Annotated in this window: 19 protein-coding genes; 11 read left to right on the forward strand and 8 right to left on the reverse strand. The window is 68.2% G+C overall.

Annotated elements, in window-relative coordinates; translation table 11 throughout:
* Window positions 1-263: 263 nt before the first annotated feature.
* From ACXMDP_RS14585 to ACXMDP_RS14595, 3 genes are read right to left on the reverse strand one after another with little or no spacing between them, the layout of a single operon-like run.
* Window positions 264-605: a hypothetical protein gene (locus ACXMDP_RS14585; protein WP_259730196.1), complete on the reverse strand. Its 342-nt coding sequence runs from the start codon at window positions 603-605 to the stop codon at window positions 264-266.
* Complete coding sequence (locus ACXMDP_RS14590) at window positions 605-3,913, reverse strand: efflux RND transporter permease subunit (protein ID WP_259730195.1); 3,309 nt, start codon at window positions 3,911-3,913, stop codon at window positions 605-607. Before ACXMDP_RS14590 ends, ACXMDP_RS14585 begins: the two co-directional genes overlap by 1 nt.
* 10 nt (window positions 3,914-3,923) lie before the next feature.
* Window positions 3,924-5,009 (reverse strand): efflux RND transporter periplasmic adaptor subunit, encoded by a 1,086-nt coding sequence (locus tag ACXMDP_RS14595; protein WP_259730194.1) that lies wholly within the window; start codon window positions 5,007-5,009, stop codon window positions 3,924-3,926.
* Window positions 5,010-5,122: 113 nt separating this feature from the next.
* On the opposite strand from ACXMDP_RS14595, the gene ACXMDP_RS14600 reads away from it, so the two are divergent.
* Window positions 5,123-7,390 (forward strand): AAA family ATPase, encoded by a 2,268-nt coding sequence (locus ACXMDP_RS14600; RefSeq protein WP_259730193.1) that lies wholly within the window; start codon window positions 5,123-5,125, stop codon window positions 7,388-7,390.
* 17 nt (window positions 7,391-7,407) lie between these two features.
* Here ACXMDP_RS14600 and ACXMDP_RS14605 read toward each other — a convergent pair whose 3' ends face one another.
* Together ACXMDP_RS14605 and ACXMDP_RS14610 are read right to left on the reverse strand one after the other, a co-directional pair.
* Window positions 7,408-8,058 (reverse strand): alpha/beta hydrolase, encoded by a 651-nt coding sequence (locus ACXMDP_RS14605; protein ID WP_457766971.1) that lies wholly within the window; start codon window positions 8,056-8,058, stop codon window positions 7,408-7,410.
* Window positions 8,059-8,258: 200 nt separating this feature from the next.
* Window positions 8,259-8,783, reverse strand: coding sequence for a hypothetical protein (locus ACXMDP_RS14610; RefSeq protein WP_259730191.1), 525 nt, complete (start codon window positions 8,781-8,783; stop codon window positions 8,259-8,261).
* 68 nt (window positions 8,784-8,851) lie between these two features.
* Between ACXMDP_RS14610 and bcp the strand changes: the two genes are divergently transcribed.
* Entirely contained in the window at window positions 8,852-9,331 is a 480-nt protein-coding gene (bcp, locus tag ACXMDP_RS14615; protein WP_094512786.1) for a thioredoxin-dependent thiol peroxidase, read from the forward strand.
* On the opposite strand, the gene ACXMDP_RS14620 is transcribed toward bcp, so the two are convergent.
* Entirely contained in the window at window positions 9,297-10,127 is an 831-nt protein-coding gene (locus ACXMDP_RS14620) for a type III pantothenate kinase (protein ID WP_457766972.1), read from the reverse strand. The genes bcp and ACXMDP_RS14620 overlap by 35 nt on opposite strands.
* A complete protein-coding gene (locus ACXMDP_RS14625; RefSeq protein WP_259730189.1) occupies window positions 10,128-10,877 on the reverse strand; it encodes a phosphoadenylyl-sulfate reductase in 750 nt (249 codons plus the stop codon). It lies immediately after the preceding gene.
* A gap of 77 nt (window positions 10,878-10,954) precedes the next feature.
* Between ACXMDP_RS14625 and ACXMDP_RS14630 the strand changes: the two genes are divergently transcribed.
* The 8 genes from ACXMDP_RS14630 to ACXMDP_RS14665 all read left to right on the forward strand — a co-directional run bounded on the left by ACXMDP_RS14630 (window position 10,955) and on the right by ACXMDP_RS14665 (window position 17,611).
* Window positions 10,955-12,256 (forward strand): NAD(P)/FAD-dependent oxidoreductase, encoded by a 1,302-nt coding sequence (locus ACXMDP_RS14630; protein ID WP_259730188.1) that lies wholly within the window; start codon window positions 10,955-10,957, stop codon window positions 12,254-12,256.
* On the forward strand, window positions 12,253-12,915 hold the full coding sequence (locus tag ACXMDP_RS14635) for an HAD-IA family hydrolase (protein ID WP_259730187.1): 663 nt from the start codon (window positions 12,253-12,255) through the stop codon (window positions 12,913-12,915). The genes ACXMDP_RS14630 and ACXMDP_RS14635 overlap by 4 nt, the downstream gene beginning before the upstream one ends.
* An 18-nt stretch (window positions 12,916-12,933) precedes the next feature.
* Entirely contained in the window at window positions 12,934-14,571 is a 1,638-nt protein-coding gene (gene hflX / locus ACXMDP_RS14640) for a GTPase HflX (protein WP_259730186.1), read from the forward strand.
* A 44-nt stretch (window positions 14,572-14,615) separates the two neighbouring features.
* Complete coding sequence (locus ACXMDP_RS14645) at window positions 14,616-15,251, forward strand: peroxiredoxin (RefSeq protein ID WP_094512461.1); 636 nt, start codon at window positions 14,616-14,618, stop codon at window positions 15,249-15,251.
* Complete coding sequence (locus ACXMDP_RS14650; protein ID WP_259730185.1) at window positions 15,248-15,388, forward strand: hypothetical protein; 141 nt, start codon at window positions 15,248-15,250, stop codon at window positions 15,386-15,388. Before ACXMDP_RS14645 ends, ACXMDP_RS14650 begins: the two co-directional genes overlap by 4 nt.
* A 130-nt stretch (window positions 15,389-15,518) precedes the next feature.
* Window positions 15,519-15,701, forward strand: a complete 183-nt coding sequence (locus ACXMDP_RS14655; RefSeq protein WP_259730184.1) for a hypothetical protein — start codon at window positions 15,519-15,521, stop codon at window positions 15,699-15,701.
* 43 nt (window positions 15,702-15,744) lie between these two features.
* The gene (locus ACXMDP_RS14660) at window positions 15,745-16,449 is read left to right on the forward strand and encodes a potassium channel family protein (protein ID WP_255140766.1); all 705 of its coding nucleotides are present in this window, start codon (window positions 15,745-15,747) and stop codon (window positions 16,447-16,449) included.
* 4 nt (window positions 16,450-16,453) lie between these two features.
* Entirely contained in the window at window positions 16,454-17,611 is a 1,158-nt protein-coding gene (locus ACXMDP_RS14665; RefSeq protein ID WP_259730183.1) for an anhydro-N-acetylmuramic acid kinase, read from the forward strand.
* A gap of 73 nt (window positions 17,612-17,684) precedes the next feature.
* On the opposite strand, the gene ACXMDP_RS14670 is transcribed toward ACXMDP_RS14665, so the two are convergent.
* Window positions 17,685-18,017 carry a ribbon-helix-helix domain-containing protein gene (locus ACXMDP_RS14670; protein ID WP_094512444.1) on the reverse strand — a complete coding sequence of 111 codons (333 nt, stop codon included), beginning with the start codon at window positions 18,015-18,017 and terminating at the stop codon, window positions 17,685-17,687.
* Between the two features lie 127 nt (window positions 18,018-18,144).
* Here ACXMDP_RS14670 and ACXMDP_RS14675 point away from each other — a divergent pair, with 127 nt between their 5' ends.
* On the forward strand, window positions 18,145-18,528 hold the full coding sequence (locus tag ACXMDP_RS14675) for a hypothetical protein (protein WP_259730182.1): 384 nt from the start codon (window positions 18,145-18,147) through the stop codon (window positions 18,526-18,528).
* The last annotated feature ends 116 nt before the right edge of the window (window positions 18,529-18,644 follow it).

Here is an 18,644-nt window from a genome sequence, read left to right on the forward strand (position 1 = left end):
CAGCCAGCCGTAGCCCCTCAGAGAAAGCCAAGATCGGGCAAGAACAACAGCCCCGTCGTCCAAGATCCGAGAGTGAGCTTGATGGCCATCAACTCCTTGGGCGGCCCTATCCAGCCACCACTCCCAGCACTCTTGGCAAGATCGAGGCGCGTCACGTGATGGCCAAGTCAACCACCCAAAGCATGCAGCCCAGGTTGCCGCCCACCGATAGAAAGAAGAGCCCCCTAAGACACCTCAACTAAAGCAAGGGAACATATCGAAGATCACCCGAGATCAGATGACTGACCAGGATCTCTGGGCCCCTCGGGATTATGTCGCGGTGAGGGCCGAGGAGAAGAGCGGGGGAAGGTGCGCGGGTAGCGGTGGTAAGCAGGATCGGGGTTGCCCGCCTGCAGCTGACGCACCGTTTCAAGGGCGAGTCCGGCCACAGCCCCGAAGGCGGTAAAGATCACGAAGAAGATCACATAGGTGCGTGGGCTCACCTCCACAGGGGTGTGGGTCACCACCGCATGAAGCATGAAGGCAATGGCCGCCCCGAGGCCTGCGCCGATGGCAGCTGCCAGCAGGATTACGCGCGTCCGCAGCCGGGCCTGGGGCGCCGCCATCAGGGTGAGGCTCCTTCGATCGCCCCAGCCTCAGGAGCCTCCTTCGGCGGAGCGGGAGGGGGCGGCACAAGCTGCTTGACCACCACGTAGAACACCGGCACCACCAGCAGCGACAGCACCGTAGCCACCAACAGGCCGCCGAACACCACCGTGCCCAGAGAGGACTGGCCGCGGGCACCGGCCCCACTCGCAAACAGCAGCGGCAGGAAGCCGAACAACGACGAAACGGCCGTCATGATGATGGGCCGCAGGCGGGAGCGGGACGCCTCGCGGGCCGCCTCCAGAGCGCTGGCGCCGGCGGCCATGCGCTGGTTGGCGAGATCCACGATCAGGATGCCGTTCTTGGCCGCCAGACCGATCAGCATCACCAGCCCCACCTGGGCGTAGATGTTCAGTTCGTAGCCACGGGCCCCGAGGAACGCCAGGGCCCCGAGCATGGCGGTGGGCACGGTCATCAGGATGATCAGCGGATCGCTATAGCTCTCGTACTGAGCCGCCAGCACCATGTACACCACCAGGATGCCGAGGGCGAAGATCACCACCGCCAGGGCCCCCGCGCTCACCTCCTCCCGGGCGATGCCGGTCCAGTCGTAGCCGATGCCGGGCACATCCAGGCTCTGGAACAGCCCCAGGATCCCCTTGATCGCCTGGCCCGAGCTGCGCCCCGGCGCCGCCGAGCCCTCCACCCGGATGGCGCGGAAGAGGTTGAAGCGGGGAATGATCGAGGGGCCGGTGACCGGCTCCACCGTGATCACCTCGGCCAGCGGCACCGGTTCCCCTTTGGAGTTAGTGACGAAGATGGCCTGCAGCCGCTGGGGCGTGGCCCGGAAGGGGCCATCTGCCTGCACAAACACCCGCCGCACCCGGCCCTCCTGGAACGTGTCGTTCACATAGACCCCGCCGAAGTAGAAGCTGAACACCCGCATCGCCTGGCCGTAGTCGAGGCCGAGTGTGGCGAGGCGATCACGGTCCACCGTGACGGCCAGCTGGGGGGACTCGGCGCTGAACTGGGTGAACACACGGCTGAACAGGGGACGGCCATCCGGCCGTGCCTGGTTGGCCTTGCCGATCAGCTGGCCCGCCACCCCGGCGAACTCGGGCAGGTTGAGGGCCCCACCGCTCTGATCCAGCAGCTGGAACTCGAAACCGCCGGAGGCGCCATAGCCAGGAATGGCCGGGGGCTCCACCACAAACACACGGGCGCCGTCGATCACCGAGAGCTTGCGGTTCAGCCGCTCCACGATCGAGTTCACCGACTGGTCTGCGTCCCCGCGATCGTCCCAGTTCTTGGTGCCGAAGAAGAACAGCCCCCGGTTGGGAGCATTGCCATCGAGGCTGGCGCCGCTGAAGATCGCCGCCGAGGTGATGTCCTGTTCAGTGCGCAGGATCTCGGCCACCTGGGCATTGACCTGGCTGGTTTTCTGGACCGAGGTGCCATCCGGGGCCTGCACGAAGCCGATGGCATAGCCCTGATCTTCCACCGGTACAAAACCGGATGGGATGGCGTTGAAAGCGACACCGGTGAGCACCACCCCCCCCACCAACACCGACATCACCAACTTGCGGTGGCCCAGCGCCCAGCCAAGGGCACCCTCGTAGCGGAGCTCAAAGCCGGCATAGAAGCGGTTGAACCCACTGAATATCGGCGGGGTGAACCAGCCCAGGGCCAGGCCAAGCAGGCCAAACAACACGATGGGGAGGGGGTTTGCGAAACCACCGCTGAGCAGCAACCCATAGATGGCGCCGATCACCGCGCCGGCGATGGCATAGGTGCGGCGCCCAGGGGGTGGGCTCTCCCGGGCCAGCAGCAGGGCCGAGAGCATCGGCGAAAACGTGAGCGCGTTGAAGGTGGAGATCGTTACCGCGAAGAGGATCGTGGCGGCGAACTGCTTGTAGATCGTGCCGGTGGCGCCTGGGAAGAACAGCACCGGCAGGAACACCGCAAACAGCACAAGGGATGTGGCGATCACGGCACCGAACAGCTCGTTCATGGTGGCCATGGCGGCTGCCACGGCCGAGAGCCCCTCCTTCTTTTTGGTTGAGGTGTCCTCGATCACGGTGATGGCGTCATCCACCACCAGGCCGGCGGCCAGCACCAACCCGAACAGGGTGAGCTGGTTGAGCGAGAAGCCGAAGGCCTTGACGAAGGCAAAGGTGCCCACGAGGGCCACAGGAATGGCGATCCCCGGCACCATCGTGGCTTTCCAGTCCTGCAGGAACAGGAACAGAATCAGCACCACCAGCAGCACCGCATCCCGCAGTGCTCCGGTCACCCCCTCGATCGAGGCGTTGATGAAGTCGGTGTTGTCGTAGATGATCTCCTTTCGAATGCCCGGCGGCAGGGTGGCTTCGAAGGTGTCGATCACCTCCTTGACACCGTTGGAAACCTCCAGGGCGTTGCTGCCGGTGAGCTGGTAGACCGCCAGGCCCACGGACGGCACCCCCCGCAGGTCGGTGGCCCCCACATCGAAGCTTTCACCGCCCAGCTCAACGCGGCCCACGTCGCTGAGGCGAATCAGGCCCCCATCCTGGGTGGTGCCCAGGATCATGCGCTCGAATTCCTCGTTGGTGCGCAGCCGCCCCTGCAACTGCACCGTGAAGGTGAACATCTGGCCGTCGGGCGCCGGCGCACCGCCCACCCGGCCGGCCGGCACCAGCCGGTTCTGGGAACTGAGGGCTGCCACCACATCGGCTGACGTGAGCTTGTTGACGGCCAGCCGGTCGGGATCAAGCCAGAGGCGGACCGCCAGCTGGCGGTTGCCGAAATACGCGATGCTGCCCACGCCCCGTACCCGCCGGAGGGCATCGGTGAGCCCTTGATCCAGCAGGCCGCTGATCGTCTCGATGCTGAAAGGGTTGGCTGGGTCTTCGCTCACGAAGTTGGCCACCAGCAGGATCGAGTTGGAGGCCTGGTTCACCACCACCCCCGACTGGCGCACCTCCTCGGGGAGCTGGGGCTGGGCCAGCGCCACCCGATTCTGCACGTTGACCTGGTTGATGTCACCGTCGGTGCCGCTGACAAAGGACACCGTGATGGCGCTGGTGCCGTCGGCGGAACTGTTGGAGCTGATGAACTCCATGTTCTGGACACCGTTGATCTGTTGCTCCAGCACGGCCGTAACCCCCTGCTCGACGCTGAGGGCATCGGCGCCGTTGTAGCGGGAGGTGACCTGCACGGTGGGCGGGGCGATATCCGGCAGGTTCTCGACCGGCAGCAGCGGGATGGCGATCAGCCCGGCGAACACAATCAGAAGGCTGCAGACGGTGGTCAGAACCGGCCGCGTGATGAAATTGTCGGAAGCAGACATCGGCGGCTCCTCACTTCACCGTCACGGGTGTGCCGTGACGCAGGGTGAGCAGGTTGGTGGTGATCACCCGATCGTTGAGATCCACGCCCTTGAGCACCGGATAGCGGTTGTTCTGCAGCTCACCGAGCTGCACCGGCACCTGCAAGGCGAAGCTGGTGCCCGGTGGCAACTTGCGCAGCGCCTCAAGGTCGGCCCTGCCGGGGTTGCGCTCCAGATCCTGCAGGGTTCCCACCGCGAACACGAAGCTCTGGCCCGACGACTGGGTGACCGCCACGAACGGCACGGAGGGCACATCGCCGGCCGCCAGCTGCACGCGGGTGCGCAGGCGCAGGCCGGTGCGCAGGGCGCCATTGGGATTGGGAAACTCCGCCTTCAGCAGCAACGCCTGGGTGCCGGGGGTGACGGCCGGATCCACCGATCCCACCACGCCCCTGGCCAGCACCCGATCGCCCAGCGGCTCCTGCAGCACCACCGGCAGGCCGGGCCGCACCCGGTCGCTGAAGGCACCCGGCACATCGATGCGGGCCATCAGTCGGTCGTTGCGCACCACCTTGGTGAAGGGCGCGCCAGCGGCGATCACATCGCCCTGCTTCACCTGCAGGTCGCTGATCACACCCCCGATCGGCGCGGTGAGGTTGTTGAAGGCGAGGTCGGCCTGTCGGGCCACCACCGCCTCGCGCGACTGGATGTATTCGGCGCGCAGCTGATCACGTTGCAGCGCGCTGGCGGCACCCTGGCGCACCAGAAACTCAAAGCGCTCGTAATTGAGCCGGTCCTTGTCGCGCCGCGCGATCAGGCTGGCCACATCGGCGCGCACCTGGGCCTGGTCGAGCACGAGCAGAAGCTGGCCCTGGCGCACAACGTCACCCTGACGCACGAACAGGCGCTCGATGCGGCCGGCGGTCTGGGCGGCCAGCTGCACCTCCTCAATCGCCTCCAGGGTGCTGATCGTGTCGACATCGTTGCTGAAGCGACCCAGCGCCACCGGCTGGGTGGACACCTGCACCTGGCGCTGCTGCGGCGCTGGCGGGCCGCTTCCACAACCCGAGAGTGCCAGCAGGGCGGCCGCCAGAGACACACCCGTTCCAACTGACATGGAGCGGAGAGGAAGAATCACGCAGCAGGCTCTGGTTGGGGGGATTCTGAAGGGCCCACGCGTCAATGCAGTGCGCCGGGGTGGGTCGCAGGATTGTCACCCACCGGGTCAGCATGCCGAGGATTGCGGCGAAACAGAAGGGTGTGACCGATCTGTTCGACTTCGAAGCTGCGCGCCAGCGCCAGCAGATCGCCCCGCTGGCCGACCGCATGCGGCCGCGCGGGCTTGATGATTTCGTCGGCCAGGAGGCGATCCTCGGCCCGGGCCGCCTGCTGCGTCGCGCCATCGCCGCCGACCGGGTGGGCAACCTGATCCTGCACGGGCCACCTGGTGTGGGGAAGACCACACTCGCCCGCATCATCGCCGGGACCACCCGCTCCCACTTCGCCAGCCTGAACGCGGTGCTGGCGGGGGTGAAGGAGCTGCGGGCCGAGGTGGAGGCCGCGCGCGAACGGCTGGGTCGGCACGGTCTGCGCAGCTTCCTGTTCATCGATGAGGTGCACCGCTTCAACGCTGCCCAGCAGGACGCCCTGTTGCCCTGGGTCGAGAACGGCACGATCACCCTGATCGGCGCCACCACGGAAAACCCGTTCTTCGAGGTGAACAAGGCGCTGGTGAGCCGCTCCCGCCTGTTCCGTTTGCAACCGCTCGAACCTGGGGATCTGCGCCGCTTACTGGAGCGGGCCCTGGCGGATGTGGAGCACGGCTATGGCGGGCGGCCGATCCAGATCGAGGCCGACGCCAGCGCCCACCTGCTGGATGTGGCCGGCGGCGATGCCCGCAGCCTGCTCAATGCCCTGGAACTGGCGGTGGAAACCACAGACCCCGGCGCCGATGGGGTGATCCACATCGATCTGGCGATCGCCGAAGAGTCGATTCAGCAGCGGGCCGTGCTCTACGACAAGCAGGGCGATGCCCACTTCGACACGATCAGTGCCTTCATCAAGTCACTGCGGGGCTCCGATCCCGATGCCGCCCTGTTCTGGCTGGCCCGCATGGTGGAGGCCGGCGAAAACCCCCGCTTCATCTTCCGCCGCATGCTGATCGCCGCCGGTGAGGACGTGGGGCTGGCGGACCCGCAGGCCGTGGTGGTGGTGGAGGCCTGCGCCGCCGCCTTCGAGCGGGTAGGCCTGCCCGAAGGGCTCTACCCCCTGGCCCAGGCGGCGCTCTACCTGGCCTCCACCGAAAAGAGCAACAGCGTGCTCGGGTTCTTCGATGCGCTCAAGAGCGTGCGTGCCACCAGCCGCCAGGAGGTGCCCTCCCACCTGCGGGATGCCAACCGCGATGGCAAGGCCTTCGGCGACGGGGTGGGCTACCGCTACCCCCATGCCTACGCGGAGCACTGGGTGGCCCAGCAATATCTGCCCGGTGCCCTGCAGGGGGAGGTGTTCTGGAAGCCGGGTGCCCTGGGCTGGGAGGGAGGGCTCGGAGCGGGCCTGCAGCGGCGTCGGGCTGCCCAGCTGGCGGCCGCGGCCGAAGCCGATCTCGAGCAGGGGATCCTGCTCACCACTGGCCCCGAGGATCCGGCCCTGCAACGTTGGCTGCGGCGCCAGATCGGCAGTGAGGGCCAGCGCCTCGAGCGGCTGCGGCAGCGCTTCTGGGAGGGGGTGCGGTGGCAGCGGCAGGACCGTTGCCTGGTGTTGAATGCGCGCTCGCTGCTGTGGAGCCTGGATCCGCTCGACGCCACGCCGGAAGGAGGCGTGGTGATCACGGTGGCGGCAGAGGCGGAACGGGGGCGACTGGAGGCCCAGCTGCAGGTGCTGGATCAGCTGCGGCGCCCGCGGCTGCTGTGCATTCCCGGCGCCCACCCTGAGGCGCTGATCGCGGCCCTGGAGCCGGGTGAACGCTTCGAGTGGATCGTGGGCCGCTCCCCTTTTCAGGATCTGGAGGCGTCAGGCCTGGCGACCTGGCTTGACCACATCAGCGACCTGGCGGCGCCAGGGGCCCAGATACGGTGGCTTCAGAGCCTGCCGCTGATCGGTCCGGCTGGGGCCCTCACTGAGCTGGTGCGGCAGCGGCAGCGTTCCGTTTCGCAGGAGCTGGCAACCCTCCTGCAGCAGGCGGCTGCGTGGGAGAGCGGCGGGCTGGGCAACGGACCCGGCGCGGACGCCCTGCAGCAGGGCCTTGAGGCGCGGGGCTGGAGGGTGGAACCTGAGCAGTGGCGCGAACCGCTCAGCATGACGCTCTCTGTCGGTTTGCGTCAGCGCTGGTTCGGCGAGGGGGCGAGCTATGGGCACCAGCTGAGCGCCGCCCTCGGCAGGAACTCCACTGGGCGGCTGGAGCAGCTCAGCGCCGATCTGGAAGGGGCAGAGCTGGCGCAGGCCTTGCAGCACACGCTGCTGGTGGCCATGAAAAAAGCCCCGGGAATCCCGGGGCGGTAAGGCTGAACCGCGAGGGTTCACCAGAGGCCGCGGATGGGCATGGGCTCGGCGGCAGGGGCAACCACAGGAGCCTGGAAGTTTTGAACCTTGGCCACGGGATCGCCCATCTGGTTGGCCTGGATGCAGGCCGGCAGGAAGACGTACCAGGACAGCAGGGAGGTGCACTGGGCGGAACCTTCCTTGCACTTGCCTTCGGCGCAGATGTTCTGCTTGCCGTCGTAGGTGCCGCAGGTATCCGCCAGGCGGTAATCCACCGGCAGCGCCGCCATGATTCCGGCCGAGGAAATCTGGCCATCCTTGGCATCGGCGATGATCGCGCTGCGCAGACCCTGCACGGCGTAGGTGCTCATCGTCCAGTAAGGGAAATAGCTGCGGCTCTGATTCTTGAGGAACTTCACACCCTCATCGGAATAGAGGAAACGGGTGACGCCGACCAGGTCGACGCTGTACGACTTGGAGAGACCGTCGCGCACTTCGGCGGCCGTCCAGCCGGAAAGATTGAGGCCACCAGCCAAGCCACGGTCGGTGATTTCGCCGGTTTCAAGGAAGGTGCCGAAAGCGCCCATTGGGGTGGACCAAACGGCACCGCCGGTGTTCCAGCGCACGGGGAGGTCGTTATCAACAGCGGCGGAGGCCGGCAGGGTGGAGGCCACGAGAGCCGACCCCATCAGGAGGCCAGCGGCAAGACGCTTCAGCACGGATCAGTTCTGGAACAACAATCCGAACCTAATCAGCCCGGTTGCATCTGCCAACAACTCGTCATCGGTCGAACATGAAGACCCAAGCGCGTCAGGTGCTAAGGATGCGGCGCCTCTGCAGCGGAACCTCATCAGCGTGGGGCATGACCGGCAGGCCGCTCACCAGGGGTTCAAGACCGCACCGCCCCTGCGGTGGCGGGGCGAACGGCCGGTAGGGCCACCCAGCCTGAGGGACACAGGAGCCGGTTGTCCTGGCTGGGGAAGGCCTCGGGATCAGGCGCCGGCCGGGATCCACGGCAGACGGCACCGCGGGGGGCATTCTCGACCGCCTCCACCCGGGCAAGGTAGATCTCATCGCCACCGGTCGGGGTGAGCACCAGCTGAACCCGGTCCTGGTTGAAGACCACATCGGCAGTCATTGTGGCGGGAATCTCGATGCCGAGCACATCGAGGTAAGGGGTGAAGCCGCCCCAGAAGTAGCGGGTGATCTCCGCGCCCACGAAACGGTTCAGCAAGAGCGACACCTGTTGGCGCTGCCCGAGCAGGGCTTCCTGGGTCTCCAGCCGCGCCAACAGCCCCGCCGTGTCCGCATCGGTACGGCTGGCCAGGGGGGGGTGCAGGCGCAGCTGGGTGAGGCCGGCCAGGCCAAGCGCCACCAGGATTCCGATCAGACCAAGGCGCACGACGGGGGCCATGAGCGGCCAGGAAGTGGGCGGACCCTAGCCGCCCCTAGGCTCCAGCCAGCCCAGCTTTGGACAGCTTCATGACCCTTGAGATCGGTGATCCCGCGCCCGAGTTCACCCTGCCGGATCAGGAAGGCCATCCGGTGCAGCTCTCCGCCCTGAAGGGCCAGCGCGTGGTGATCTACTTCTATCCGAAGGATGACACCCCGGGCTGCACCAAGGAAGCCTGCGGCTTCCGCGATCTGTGGAGCCAGTTCGAAGCCCATGGCATCAAGGTGCTGGGCATCAGCAAGGACGGGGCCGCCAGCCACGGCAAGTTCATCAGCAAATACGAGCTCCCCTTCACCCTGCTCACGGATGCGGAACCCTGTCCGGTGGCCACCGCCTACGAGAGCTATGGACTGAAGAAGTTCATGGGCAAGGAATACATGGGGATGATGCGCCACAGCTTCGTGGTGGCCCCCGATGGCACCCTCGAGAAGATCTACCGCAAGGTGAAAGCCGAGGAAATGGCGGAGCAGGTGCTCATCGATCTGGGCCTGAGCGCCCCAGCCGCCTGAGCCGGGCAGCGCTCAGCGCGTCCAGCGCCTCCAGCGCCAGGTCGGGCACGAGCTCGAACGGCTGACCCAGCTCCTGCAGCAGCGGGGCCAGCCGGGGGCCATCGCCGCCGGTGAGCCACAGGCCCGGCGGCGGCTCCGCATCGTGTTGCCGGCAGGCCCCGGCGATCGCATGGGCCAACCCCCACAGGCAACCGCTGGCCATGGCGGCTCCAGTGGCGCTGGGCCAGAGGTCGAGGGGCATGGCCGGGTCCGGCAGTCGCTGTTGCGGCAGCAGGGCCGTGCCCCCGGCCAGCGCCGCCAGCTGCAGACCGGCGCCAGCCAGCAGCCTTCCACCCGCAAAGGCGCCGCTTCCGGCCACCCGGGTGAGGCTCAGCGCCGTGCCGGCATCGGCTACCAGCACCGCGCCACTGGGGCCATCGCTTTGGCCACCACCCCCCAGGCGCCCTTGAGGCGCCAGACGCCCTTGCTGGCGCTGCCAGGCTCCCCAGCCCGCCAGAGCCCGATCGATGCCAAGCCAGGCCGGCATGCCCAGCAGGGGCACGGCATCAAGCGTGCACCTGTGCCGCAGCGGCAAGGCCAGCTCCGGCGGCAAGGGCCCCACGGCGGCCCAGGCCAGCAGCAGGTCGCGGTCTGCTGGCTCCAGGCGCTGGGGCGGCCGCGTGCTCCAGCAGCGGAGGCCTGCCAGTTCATCAGGCTCCGAGGCCGGTTCGCGCCGCGCCCAGTGCCAGTGAGTGTTGCCGATCAGCAGCACCAAGCTCGCCGCGCGGCCCGGAGTGCCGCCGGCGACCCCCACCACCTAGATACCTTCGCCCATCACACCGGGCAGATGGATGCCACACTCCTGATGCAGGCCACCGAAGCGGGTGGCGCGGCCACTCCCGTCGTCGGGGCCGCTGGAGTGCCAGTCGCCCACAGTGGAATAACCCTGTTCGAAGAGCGGGTGCTGGGGGAGGCCGTTGTTCTGCAGGTAGTAGTACACGTCCCGGTTGGTCCAGTTCAGCAGCGGTCGAAGCGACCAGCGGCCCCGCACCGGTTGGAGCGGCAGCATTGAGGCGCGGTGGTCAGTCTGTACGCCACGCACCCCGCTGGCCCAGCAGGCCACGCCGATCGCCTCGAACGCGCGATCGAGCGGTTCCACCTTGCGGAGGCGGTGGTAGAGATCCAGATCATCGGCATCGCCGGTGGCCCACAGCCGGCCATGCAGAGCTTCCATGCGGGCCGGGCTGACCTCGGCTTGGGCCACGTGCAGATTGAGCGACAGCAGATCCGTGAGCTGCTCTGCATAGCGGTAGGTCTCGGGGGGGAGATAACCCGTGTCGACCCAGATCACTGGCAGGGCGGCGTCGAGTGCGGCGGCCATGTGCAACAGCACCGCAGACTGAATGCCGAAGCTGGTGATCACAGCAAAATGATCACCGAAGGTGTCCCTTCCCCAGCGCAGCTGGTCCTCGGGGGGGAGGGCTTCCACCACCCTCCCTGCGGCCTCGGCGTCGAGCGGCAGGCCCTGGCGGTCGGTGGGAAGGGTGGGGGAGATGGTGGCGGCCATGAACGCCATCATCTCCTGTGACGAAACGCTCTGGTTAGGGTTCGGGTAGTCAACGCCACAACCGAGACGCCGTACCCATGGCGGAGACCAGCGGGGACCGCACCCCCTTCCCCAATCCAGCCGAAGCCGGTGCGGGCACCACGTCCTCGTGGGAGCCCCCCCATCCGGTGGTGATCGTCGGGGGCGGCTTCGGTGGCCTCTACACGGCGCTGGCCCTGGCTGCCCGGCGTGACCCTCCGCCTGTGGTGCTGGTGGAGCCGAACGAGCGGTTCGTTTTTCTGCCGCTCCTCTACGAGCTGCTCTCCGATGAGCTGCGTGCCTGGGAGGTGGCGCCGCCCTACGCCAGCCTGCTGGCCAGCCGCGGCATCGCCTGGCTGCGCGACCGGGTGGTGAGCATCGACGCCGCCAGCGGCACCGTCACCACCGCGCAGGGCCGCTGCCTTCCCTACTCCCGGCTGGTGGTGGCCACCGGTAGCCGCAGCAATGATTTCGGCATCCCCGGGGTGCACGACCACGCCCTGCAGTTCCGCTGCCTGGCGGATGTGGAGCGCCTTCAGGCGCTGGTACAACAACTCCAGGCGCAACAGCGCCCCCTGCAGCGTCTGGCGATCGTGGGGGCCGGGGCCAGCGGAGTGGAGCTGGCCTGCAAGCTTGCCGACCTGCTGCAGGGCCACGCCGTGCTGGAGCTGGTGGAGCAGGGCGCCGAGTTGTTGCCTGAGGCGCGAGCCTTCAACCGGGAGCAGGCCCGCACCGCCCTGCTGCGCCGCGATGTGCGCCTGCGCACCCACACCCGGGTGGAAGCCGTGGAGGCGGGCCGGGTCACGCTGCGACACGAACCGGCGGGCGGGGGCGCCGCCAACACGGAGCATCTCAGCGTCGATGGCGTGGTCTGGACCGCCGGGGTGACAGCGGCGGCGCCGGCGATCACGCCCACCGCGGCCACCGACCGCCGCGGCCGTCTGCTCTGCCACCCCGATCTGTCGTTGGTGCAGCATCCCCACCTGTTTGCCCTCGGCGATGTGGCCCACGCGGCCGATGCCGATGGTGAGCCCCTGGCCGGCACGGCCCAGGTGGCCTTCCAGCAGGCCGACGTGCTGGCCGACAACCTGATTCGCAGCCTGGCCGGCGAACCCACCAGCCCATTCCGTTGGAACGATCTCGGCGAGATGATCAGCCTTGGCATCGGCGAGGCCAGCCTCACCGGGCTGGGCCTCACCCTGGCCGGATCCGCCGCCTACCGCCTCCGCCAGCTCACCTACCTGGGCCGTCTGCCGGGGCTCCCCCATCAGCTGCGCGTGGCCTCCGGCTGGCTTTCCGACCTGGGCCGCCCCCTGTTCGGCGCCGGCGAACCCGCCCGCACGCCGCCGCCCCGACCGTGATCGCCGCCGCTGCCACGGACGCCTGGCCGGCCCCGAAGGGGCTGCTGCTCGATGCGATGGGCACCCTGATCGGCCTGCGGGAATCGGTGGGCACCACCTATGCCGCCGCCGCTGCCGGGCATGGAATCACGCTGAGCGCTGCCGCAATCGACCAGGTCTTTCCGGCCGTGCTGCGCCAGGCCCCGCCCCTGGCCTTTCCGGGTCTGCAACAGCAGGAACTGGAACGGGCCGAGCGGCAGTGGTGGGGCGCACGCATCGATGCTGCCCTGCAGGGCGCTGGCAGCGGCGCGCGCGCCCCTGGCGCCCTGCAGGAGGAGCTGTATCTCCGCTTTGCTGATCCTGCTTTGTGGCGGGTGCTCCCCGGGGTGGCTCCCGCGCTTGAACACTGGGCGGCCGTGGGCCTCCGGCTGGCGGTGGTGAGCAATTTCGACGGGCGTCTGAACGGGCTGCTCAGCGGGCTGGGCCTGGCGGAACATCTTCAGGCGGTGATCGTGTCCAGCGCGGCCGGGGCCGCCAAACCCGATCCCCTGCCCTTCCGGCTGGCGCTGACGGCCCTCGGCCTTGAGGCCGCTGAGGTGTGGCATGTGGGGGACAGCCCCGAGGATGCTGAAGGGGCGGCAGCCACCGGTGTGCGTTGCCTGCGGATCCAACGCCCCTGACCCGATGCACCCGCGCCGTTGAAACAAGCTGTGCTGCTGGGGCGTGTCAGCGGTCTGCGCCCCGCCCAGAAACGCCGCCTGGAGCGGCTGTCCCACCGCCGGCACCCGGAAGGGGGAGGCGCGGAACTGCTCTGCCTGCAACGGCTAGCCGCCGAGGCCCGTGAGCTGGAGCTGCCGCTGAGCCTGGTGGTGGACGGCCGCGGCCTCACCCGCCTGCTGTGGGTGGGGCCACTGGAGCAATCGGGCCGGCTGATCGAGCGACTGCCCGGCAGCGAGCGGCGCCAGGGGAGCGACCTGCGCCTGATCACCTGCGTGGGCCGCAAGCCCGGCCTGGAGCCGCTGGCCAGCGAAGCGCTGGTGGGGCTCGATCTGGAGCCGCTGGTGTGGCTGCGCTACCCCGACAAGGCCGCCGCGGGGGGGCGCTGGGCGGCAGCGTCCTACACCATCAGCCAGGAGGAGGGGCGCCCCTGGGCCCTGTACCGAGAGGCCGACCTGGCCGAGCTCTGCGAGGCCGCTCACTCGCCGTTGCCCGCGGAGGCCGCCAACGACGCCCCGGGGCCGGCGCCCCAGGCTGGGCCCGAACGGGTGCTGTTGCTGGCCCTGATCGGTGAGGACGGTGCCGCAAGCCAGCGCGACATCGCCGAGCTCGAAGGGCTGGTGCGGAGCGCCGGCGCGCTGCCGGTGGGCTTGATCCAGCAGAAGCGCCAGCAAGCGGCGCCCCAGACGCTCTGGGGGGAAGGGAAACTGCGCGAGGCGGCCCTGGAGGCCCGCCGACTGGGAGCCACCCTGGTGGTGACCGATCGGGACCTGACGCCGGTGCAGGCCCGCAACCTGGAGCGGCTGCTGGACCTGCCGATCAGCGACCGCACCGAACTGATTCTCGACATCTTTGCCCAGCGGGCCGCCAGCGGCGCCGGGCGTCTGCAGGTGGAACTGGCCCAGCTGCGCTACCGGCTGCCGCGGCTCAGCGGCCGCGGCCAGAGCCTCTCGCGTCAGGGGGGTGGCATCGGCACCCGGGGCCCGGGGGAAACCCAGCTGGAAAAAGACCGGCGGGCCATTGCCCGACGCCTCGACCGCCTGCAGCGGGAGGTGCAGCGGCTGGGGGAGCACCGGGCGCGCCTGCGCGAGGGACGCCAGGGCGTCAGGCGGCTGGCCCTGGTGGGCTACACCAATGCCGGCAAGAGCTCCCTGCTCAATGCCCTCACCCGCCCGGTGGCGGGTGAGGAGGTGCTGGCCGAGAACAAGCTGTTCGCCACCCTCGATCCCACCACGCGGCGGCTTGACCTGCCGGATGGGCAAGGGGGGCTGGTGCGGCTGTTGATCACTGACACGGTCGGCTTCATCCGCGCCCTCCCGCCGCCCCTGGTGGAGGCGTTCCGCTCGACGCTGGAGGAAACCCTCGACGCCGATCAGCTGCTGGTGGTGGTCGATCTTTCGGACCCGGCCTGGCCGCAGCAGCTCGAAGCGGTGAACGCCCTGCTCGACACCCTCGGCAGCACCGCGCCGCGTCAGATGGTTGGCAACCAGATCGACCGCTGCGACGCGCAGGCGCTGGAGCTGGCCCGCACCTTGCACCCCACCATGCTGTTTGTGTCAGCGACCGCAAACTTCGGCCTGGAGGGACTGCGTAACTGGATGATCACCCAGGTCTGCTGACCGCAGGGCTATGGCACGATCAACGATGTCTCATCCCCCCTGCCATGCCTCTTCAACTCGGTGACACCGTCCCCGATTTCACCCAGGATTCCCAGCTGGGTCCGATCAACCTCTACGACTTCGCCGGCGACAGCTGGGTCGTGCTGTTTTCCCACCCGGCCGACTACACCCCTGTGTGCACCACGGAGCTGGGTGAAGTGGCCCGCCTGCGCCCGGAGTGGGAGAAGCGCAATGTCAAGACGATTGCCCTGAGCGTTGATTCCGCCGAGAGCCACAAAGGCTGGATCGGCGACATCAATGAAACCCAGTGCACGATCGTTGATTATCCGATCCTGGCGGATGCGGACAAATCAGTGAGCGATCTGTACGGGATGATCCACCCGAAGGCGCTGAACAACCTCACCGTGCGTTCGGTGTTCATCATCGATCCCAGCAAGAAACTGCGTCTGCAGATCACCTATCCCGCCAGCACGGGCCGGAACTTCCATGAAATCCTCCGGGTGATCGATTCCCTGCAGCTCACCGATCACCACCAGGTGGCCACACCGGTGAACTGGCAGCAGGGCGACGACTGCGTCGTGGTTCCCTCGATCTCCACCGAAGACGCCCGGGCCAAGTTCCCCAAAGGCGTCACTGAGGTCAAGCCCTACCTGCGCATGACCCCCCAGCCCAACACGTGAGCACACGATCGGGCTGGCAGCACCGTTTCATCGTTCCGCAGTTCACCCTGGTGACAGGGATGCTGATGGTCGCCGTGGGCACCGTGGTGATGGCCAGCCCGTTCTGCTCCAACGACGACGTGTGCTGGTGGGGCTGATTCTCACCAGCGGCCTCGGGCTGATGGCGTTGACGTTCAGCGGAGCCAGCCCGGGCGGCACCGGCGTTGCCACCACAACCACCACATTCGCCCTGCTTCGTGCTGTGCGTGGTGGCCATGGCCCCGGTGCTTGGCCTTCGACGCCGTTGGGCTCAATGTGGGCGTCACCGCCCAGTTCAACCGCTGGGGGCAGGTGGTGATGATGGTGGGCATGGTTGTGGGCCGGGCGGGGATTCTGCTGCTGCTCTCCTCCCTCTACCCCAACAGGACCCACAATCGTGTGGGCTATCCCCGCGAAGAGCTCTCCCTCTGATCGTCATGCGCCTTTCCCTGTGTCCCCTGCCATTGCACCGCTCATGACCCAGTGGTGGCAGTGGCAAGGTGGCAGTGACACGGTGTCGAGAAGCTTCGCTGTGATCGGCGTGGGCCGCTTCGGCAGTGCCGTCTGCAAGGAGTTGCTCCGCTTCGATGCGGAAGTGCTGGCCATCGACAACTCCCAGCGGGCGATCGATGAAATGCGCCAGGTGGATCCAGCCATCGAGGCGCGGGTCGTGGACTGCACCGATGAGGAAGCGCTGCGCGCAGCTGGCGCCCTTGATGTGGGCACGGTGGTGGTGGCGATCAGTGAGCCGATCGAGGCGAGCATCACCGCCACCTTGATCGTCAAGGATGCTCCCGGCAGCCGCGTGCGCCAGGTGATCGCGCGGGCCACCAGCGATCTGCACGAAAAGATGCTCCGGCGGGTCGGCGCCGATCGGGTGGTGTTCCCCTCGAAGATGCAGGGCACCCGGCTCGGCATGGAGTTGGTGCGGCCCAACTTGCTGGAGCGGCTGCGTCTCGACGACCGCAACAGCATCGAGGAGATCAAGGTGCCAACGGCGTTCGTGGGTCGCTCGCTGCGCGATCTGAACCTGCGCAAGAACCACGACGTCAGTGTGTTGGCGGCCGGTCCCCAGAACCACCTCACCGTGAACCCTCCGGCCTCCCACGTGCTCAACGAGGACGAACTGCTGGTGGTGATGGGCAGCAGCGAGGCGCTCGAGGCCCTTCCCTCCCATTGAGCCGATGAAGGTTCTGGGCCTGATGAGCGGCACAAGCGCCGATGGCATCGACGCCGTGCTGGCCAGCTTTGAAGGTCCTTGCGACCATCCCCGTTGGCGTGTCTTGCACAGCACCTCGACCCCCTACCCCGAGCAGCTGCGCTCCCAGTTGGTGGCGGTGGGTCAGGGGGAGCCACACACCGCTGCCGCGCTATTGGATCTGGCGGAGGCGGTCACCGTCGAACAGGCGCGCGCCGCCCGCAGCTGCGATCCTGCCGGCGAGGCGGAGCTGGTGGGCTGCCATGGCCAGACCCTCTGGCATCGCCCGCCCACACCCGAAGGTCGCGGTGCCAGCTGGCAACTCCTGCAGGGCCCCCTGCTGGCCCAGCTGTTGGAAACGCCGGTGGTGTTTGATCTGCGCGCCCATGACCTGGCACTCGGCGGGCATGGCGCGCCACTGGTGCCAGCCGCCGATGCCGCGTTGCTGCCACGCATCGGCGGCTGGCGGGCGGTGCTCAACCTCGGTGGCATCGCCAATCTCTCCTTGCTGCCGCCGGCCAGTGGCCCGGAGCGGCAGGCCCCGGTGACGGGCTGGGACTGCGGCCCGGCCAACACCCTGATCGACCTTGCGGTGGCGCAGTTCAGCGATGGCCGCCTCGGCTACGACCGCGATGGCGCCTGGGCTGCCCGCGGCAAGGTGCAGAACGCCTTGATCGCCCGTTGGCTGCAGGACGACTATTTCCACTTGCCAGCGCCGAAGTCCACCGGCCGCGAACTGTTCGGCCAGGAGGATCTGCGCCGCCGCCTGCAGGAACTCGCCCTGGCAGCCGAACCCGAGAACTCAGGACTTGCCACCCAGCAGGCAGATGCACTTGCCACCCTCACCGCCTTCAGTGCGGCGGTTGTCGCTCAGGACCTGGAGCGGGGCACCCGGCCAGTGGAGCTGGTACTGGCAGGCGGCGGCGCCCACAACGGCACGCTGGTGCGTGAGCTCCGCCAGCGCTGCCGCGGCGTGATGGTGCGGCCCCTGTCGGAGCTGGGGGTGGAGCCGGCCCAGCGGGAAGCGCTGGGTTTCGCACTGCTGGCCTGGTGGCACCACCACTGCCATCCCGGTTCCCTGCCTTCCGTCACAGGGGCCTCCCGCAGCGCAGTGCTGGGCGTGCGCGCAACTCCCACCACCTGAGCGCCCGCCACTGCCGCCGCCGCAGGCACCGGCCAACCCAAGCCGCGGTCAACCGGCGGACCAGAAAAGCCGTTCAGCTCGCCGGCCGGTAGAGCCGTAGGCGCCGCGGCGCCCCCCGCAGACGACCTGGTCCATTGCGTTGCTGCCGCTCCAGGGCTTGGCGGAACTGATCGGTGCGCAACTGGCGCTGACTGCGGGCATCGCGCGGCCGTTCCGGCGGCAGCTCGGGCGGCGGCTGATCGAGACGATCCAGACCCTGCTGGATGAGCACCTTGGCCATGTTGCTGACCGTGCGCGACTCCGCCTCCGCCACCGCGGCGAGCCGCTCACAGAGTTCTTCAGGCAGCACCACCTGAATGCGAGGTGACTTGGGGCGGCCGCTGGCGGAGGTCTGACGGGTGGCCACGGCCCCAGGGTGCGCTTGCTCTACACACGAGTGTACAGAGGTGCACAGGGATAGTATCCAGCCGTATGCTTGTGGAGCTCTGCGCATGCGCCGCCCCCAAGCCATGACCAAAGCCACGACCGAAGCCATGACGAAAGCCGTGACAAGGGCTGTGACCCGGGCCACGGACGGGCCCACCACCCCCGGCGACACCAAGGCAAGCCAGGTGGCAGCCTCGAAACCCGCCAGGCGCGCCGCCAGCACTGCAGCCCGCGCCGCCGGCAGCAGCGATCGATCGGGCCGTGGCGCCGAGAAAAGTGACGTGCTCGTGTCCGCCGTGATCAGCACGTATCTGCTCACCCATCTGCACCACGTTCTTCAGCGCGCGGAGTTCGCCGCAGCCCAGGAGGGCCACAAATCCCAGGCCTCCAACTACGCCCAGCTGCGCAAGGTGCTCTGCCTCGACGCCCGCACCATGGAAGATGCCTCCGCGTCCGAACAGGAGGAGCTCGACTCGCCCTGCGCGGCCTGAAGCGAGCGCCCCTGTCCCGCTGGCCAAGCAACGCTCAGACGCACCCTGTCACAGGCCCGGCCGGCGATTTCCACGGCGCAGGAATGCATCCGGCAAGGTGTTGGGACGGTATTCGG

It is taken from the genome of Cyanobium sp. ULC065, assembly GCF_977927515.1.

Excerpts from the sequence above, each read along its gene's own strand:
- ACXMDP_RS14585 (WP_259730196.1), bottom strand. The coding sequence starts at position 605 with ATGGCGGCGCCCCAGGCCCGGCTGCGGACGCGCGTAATCCTGCTGGCA.
- ACXMDP_RS14590 (WP_259730195.1), bottom strand. The coding sequence starts at position 3,913 with ATGTCTGCTTCCGACAATTTCATCACGCGGCCGGTTCTGACCACCGTC.
- ACXMDP_RS14595 (WP_259730194.1), bottom strand. The coding sequence starts at position 5,009 with ATGTCAGTTGGAACGGGTGTGTCTCTGGCGGCCGCCCTGCTGGCACTC.
- ACXMDP_RS14600 (WP_259730193.1), top strand. The coding sequence starts at position 5,123 with ATGCCGAGGATTGCGGCGAAACAGAAGGGTGTGACCGATCTGTTCGAC.
- ACXMDP_RS14605 (WP_457766971.1), bottom strand. The coding sequence starts at position 8,058 with ATGGGGTCGGCTCTCGTGGCCTCCACCCTGCCGGCCTCCGCCGCTGTT.
- ACXMDP_RS14610 (WP_259730191.1), bottom strand. The coding sequence starts at position 8,783 with ATGGCCCCCGTCGTGCGCCTTGGTCTGATCGGAATCCTGGTGGCGCTT.
- bcp (WP_094512786.1), top strand. The coding sequence starts at position 8,852 with ATGACCCTTGAGATCGGTGATCCCGCGCCCGAGTTCACCCTGCCGGAT.
- ACXMDP_RS14625 (WP_259730189.1), bottom strand. The coding sequence starts at position 10,877 with ATGGCCGCCACCATCTCCCCCACCCTTCCCACCGACCGCCAGGGCCTG.
- ACXMDP_RS14630 (WP_259730188.1), top strand. The coding sequence starts at position 10,955 with ATGGCGGAGACCAGCGGGGACCGCACCCCCTTCCCCAATCCAGCCGAA.
- ACXMDP_RS14645 (WP_094512461.1), top strand. The coding sequence starts at position 14,616 with ATGCCTCTTCAACTCGGTGACACCGTCCCCGATTTCACCCAGGATTCC.
- ACXMDP_RS14660 (WP_255140766.1), top strand. The coding sequence starts at position 15,745 with ATGACCCAGTGGTGGCAGTGGCAAGGTGGCAGTGACACGGTGTCGAGA.
- ACXMDP_RS14665 (WP_259730183.1), top strand. The coding sequence starts at position 16,454 with ATGAAGGTTCTGGGCCTGATGAGCGGCACAAGCGCCGATGGCATCGAC.
- ACXMDP_RS14675 (WP_259730182.1), top strand. The coding sequence starts at position 18,145 with ATGACGAAAGCCGTGACAAGGGCTGTGACCCGGGCCACGGACGGGCCC.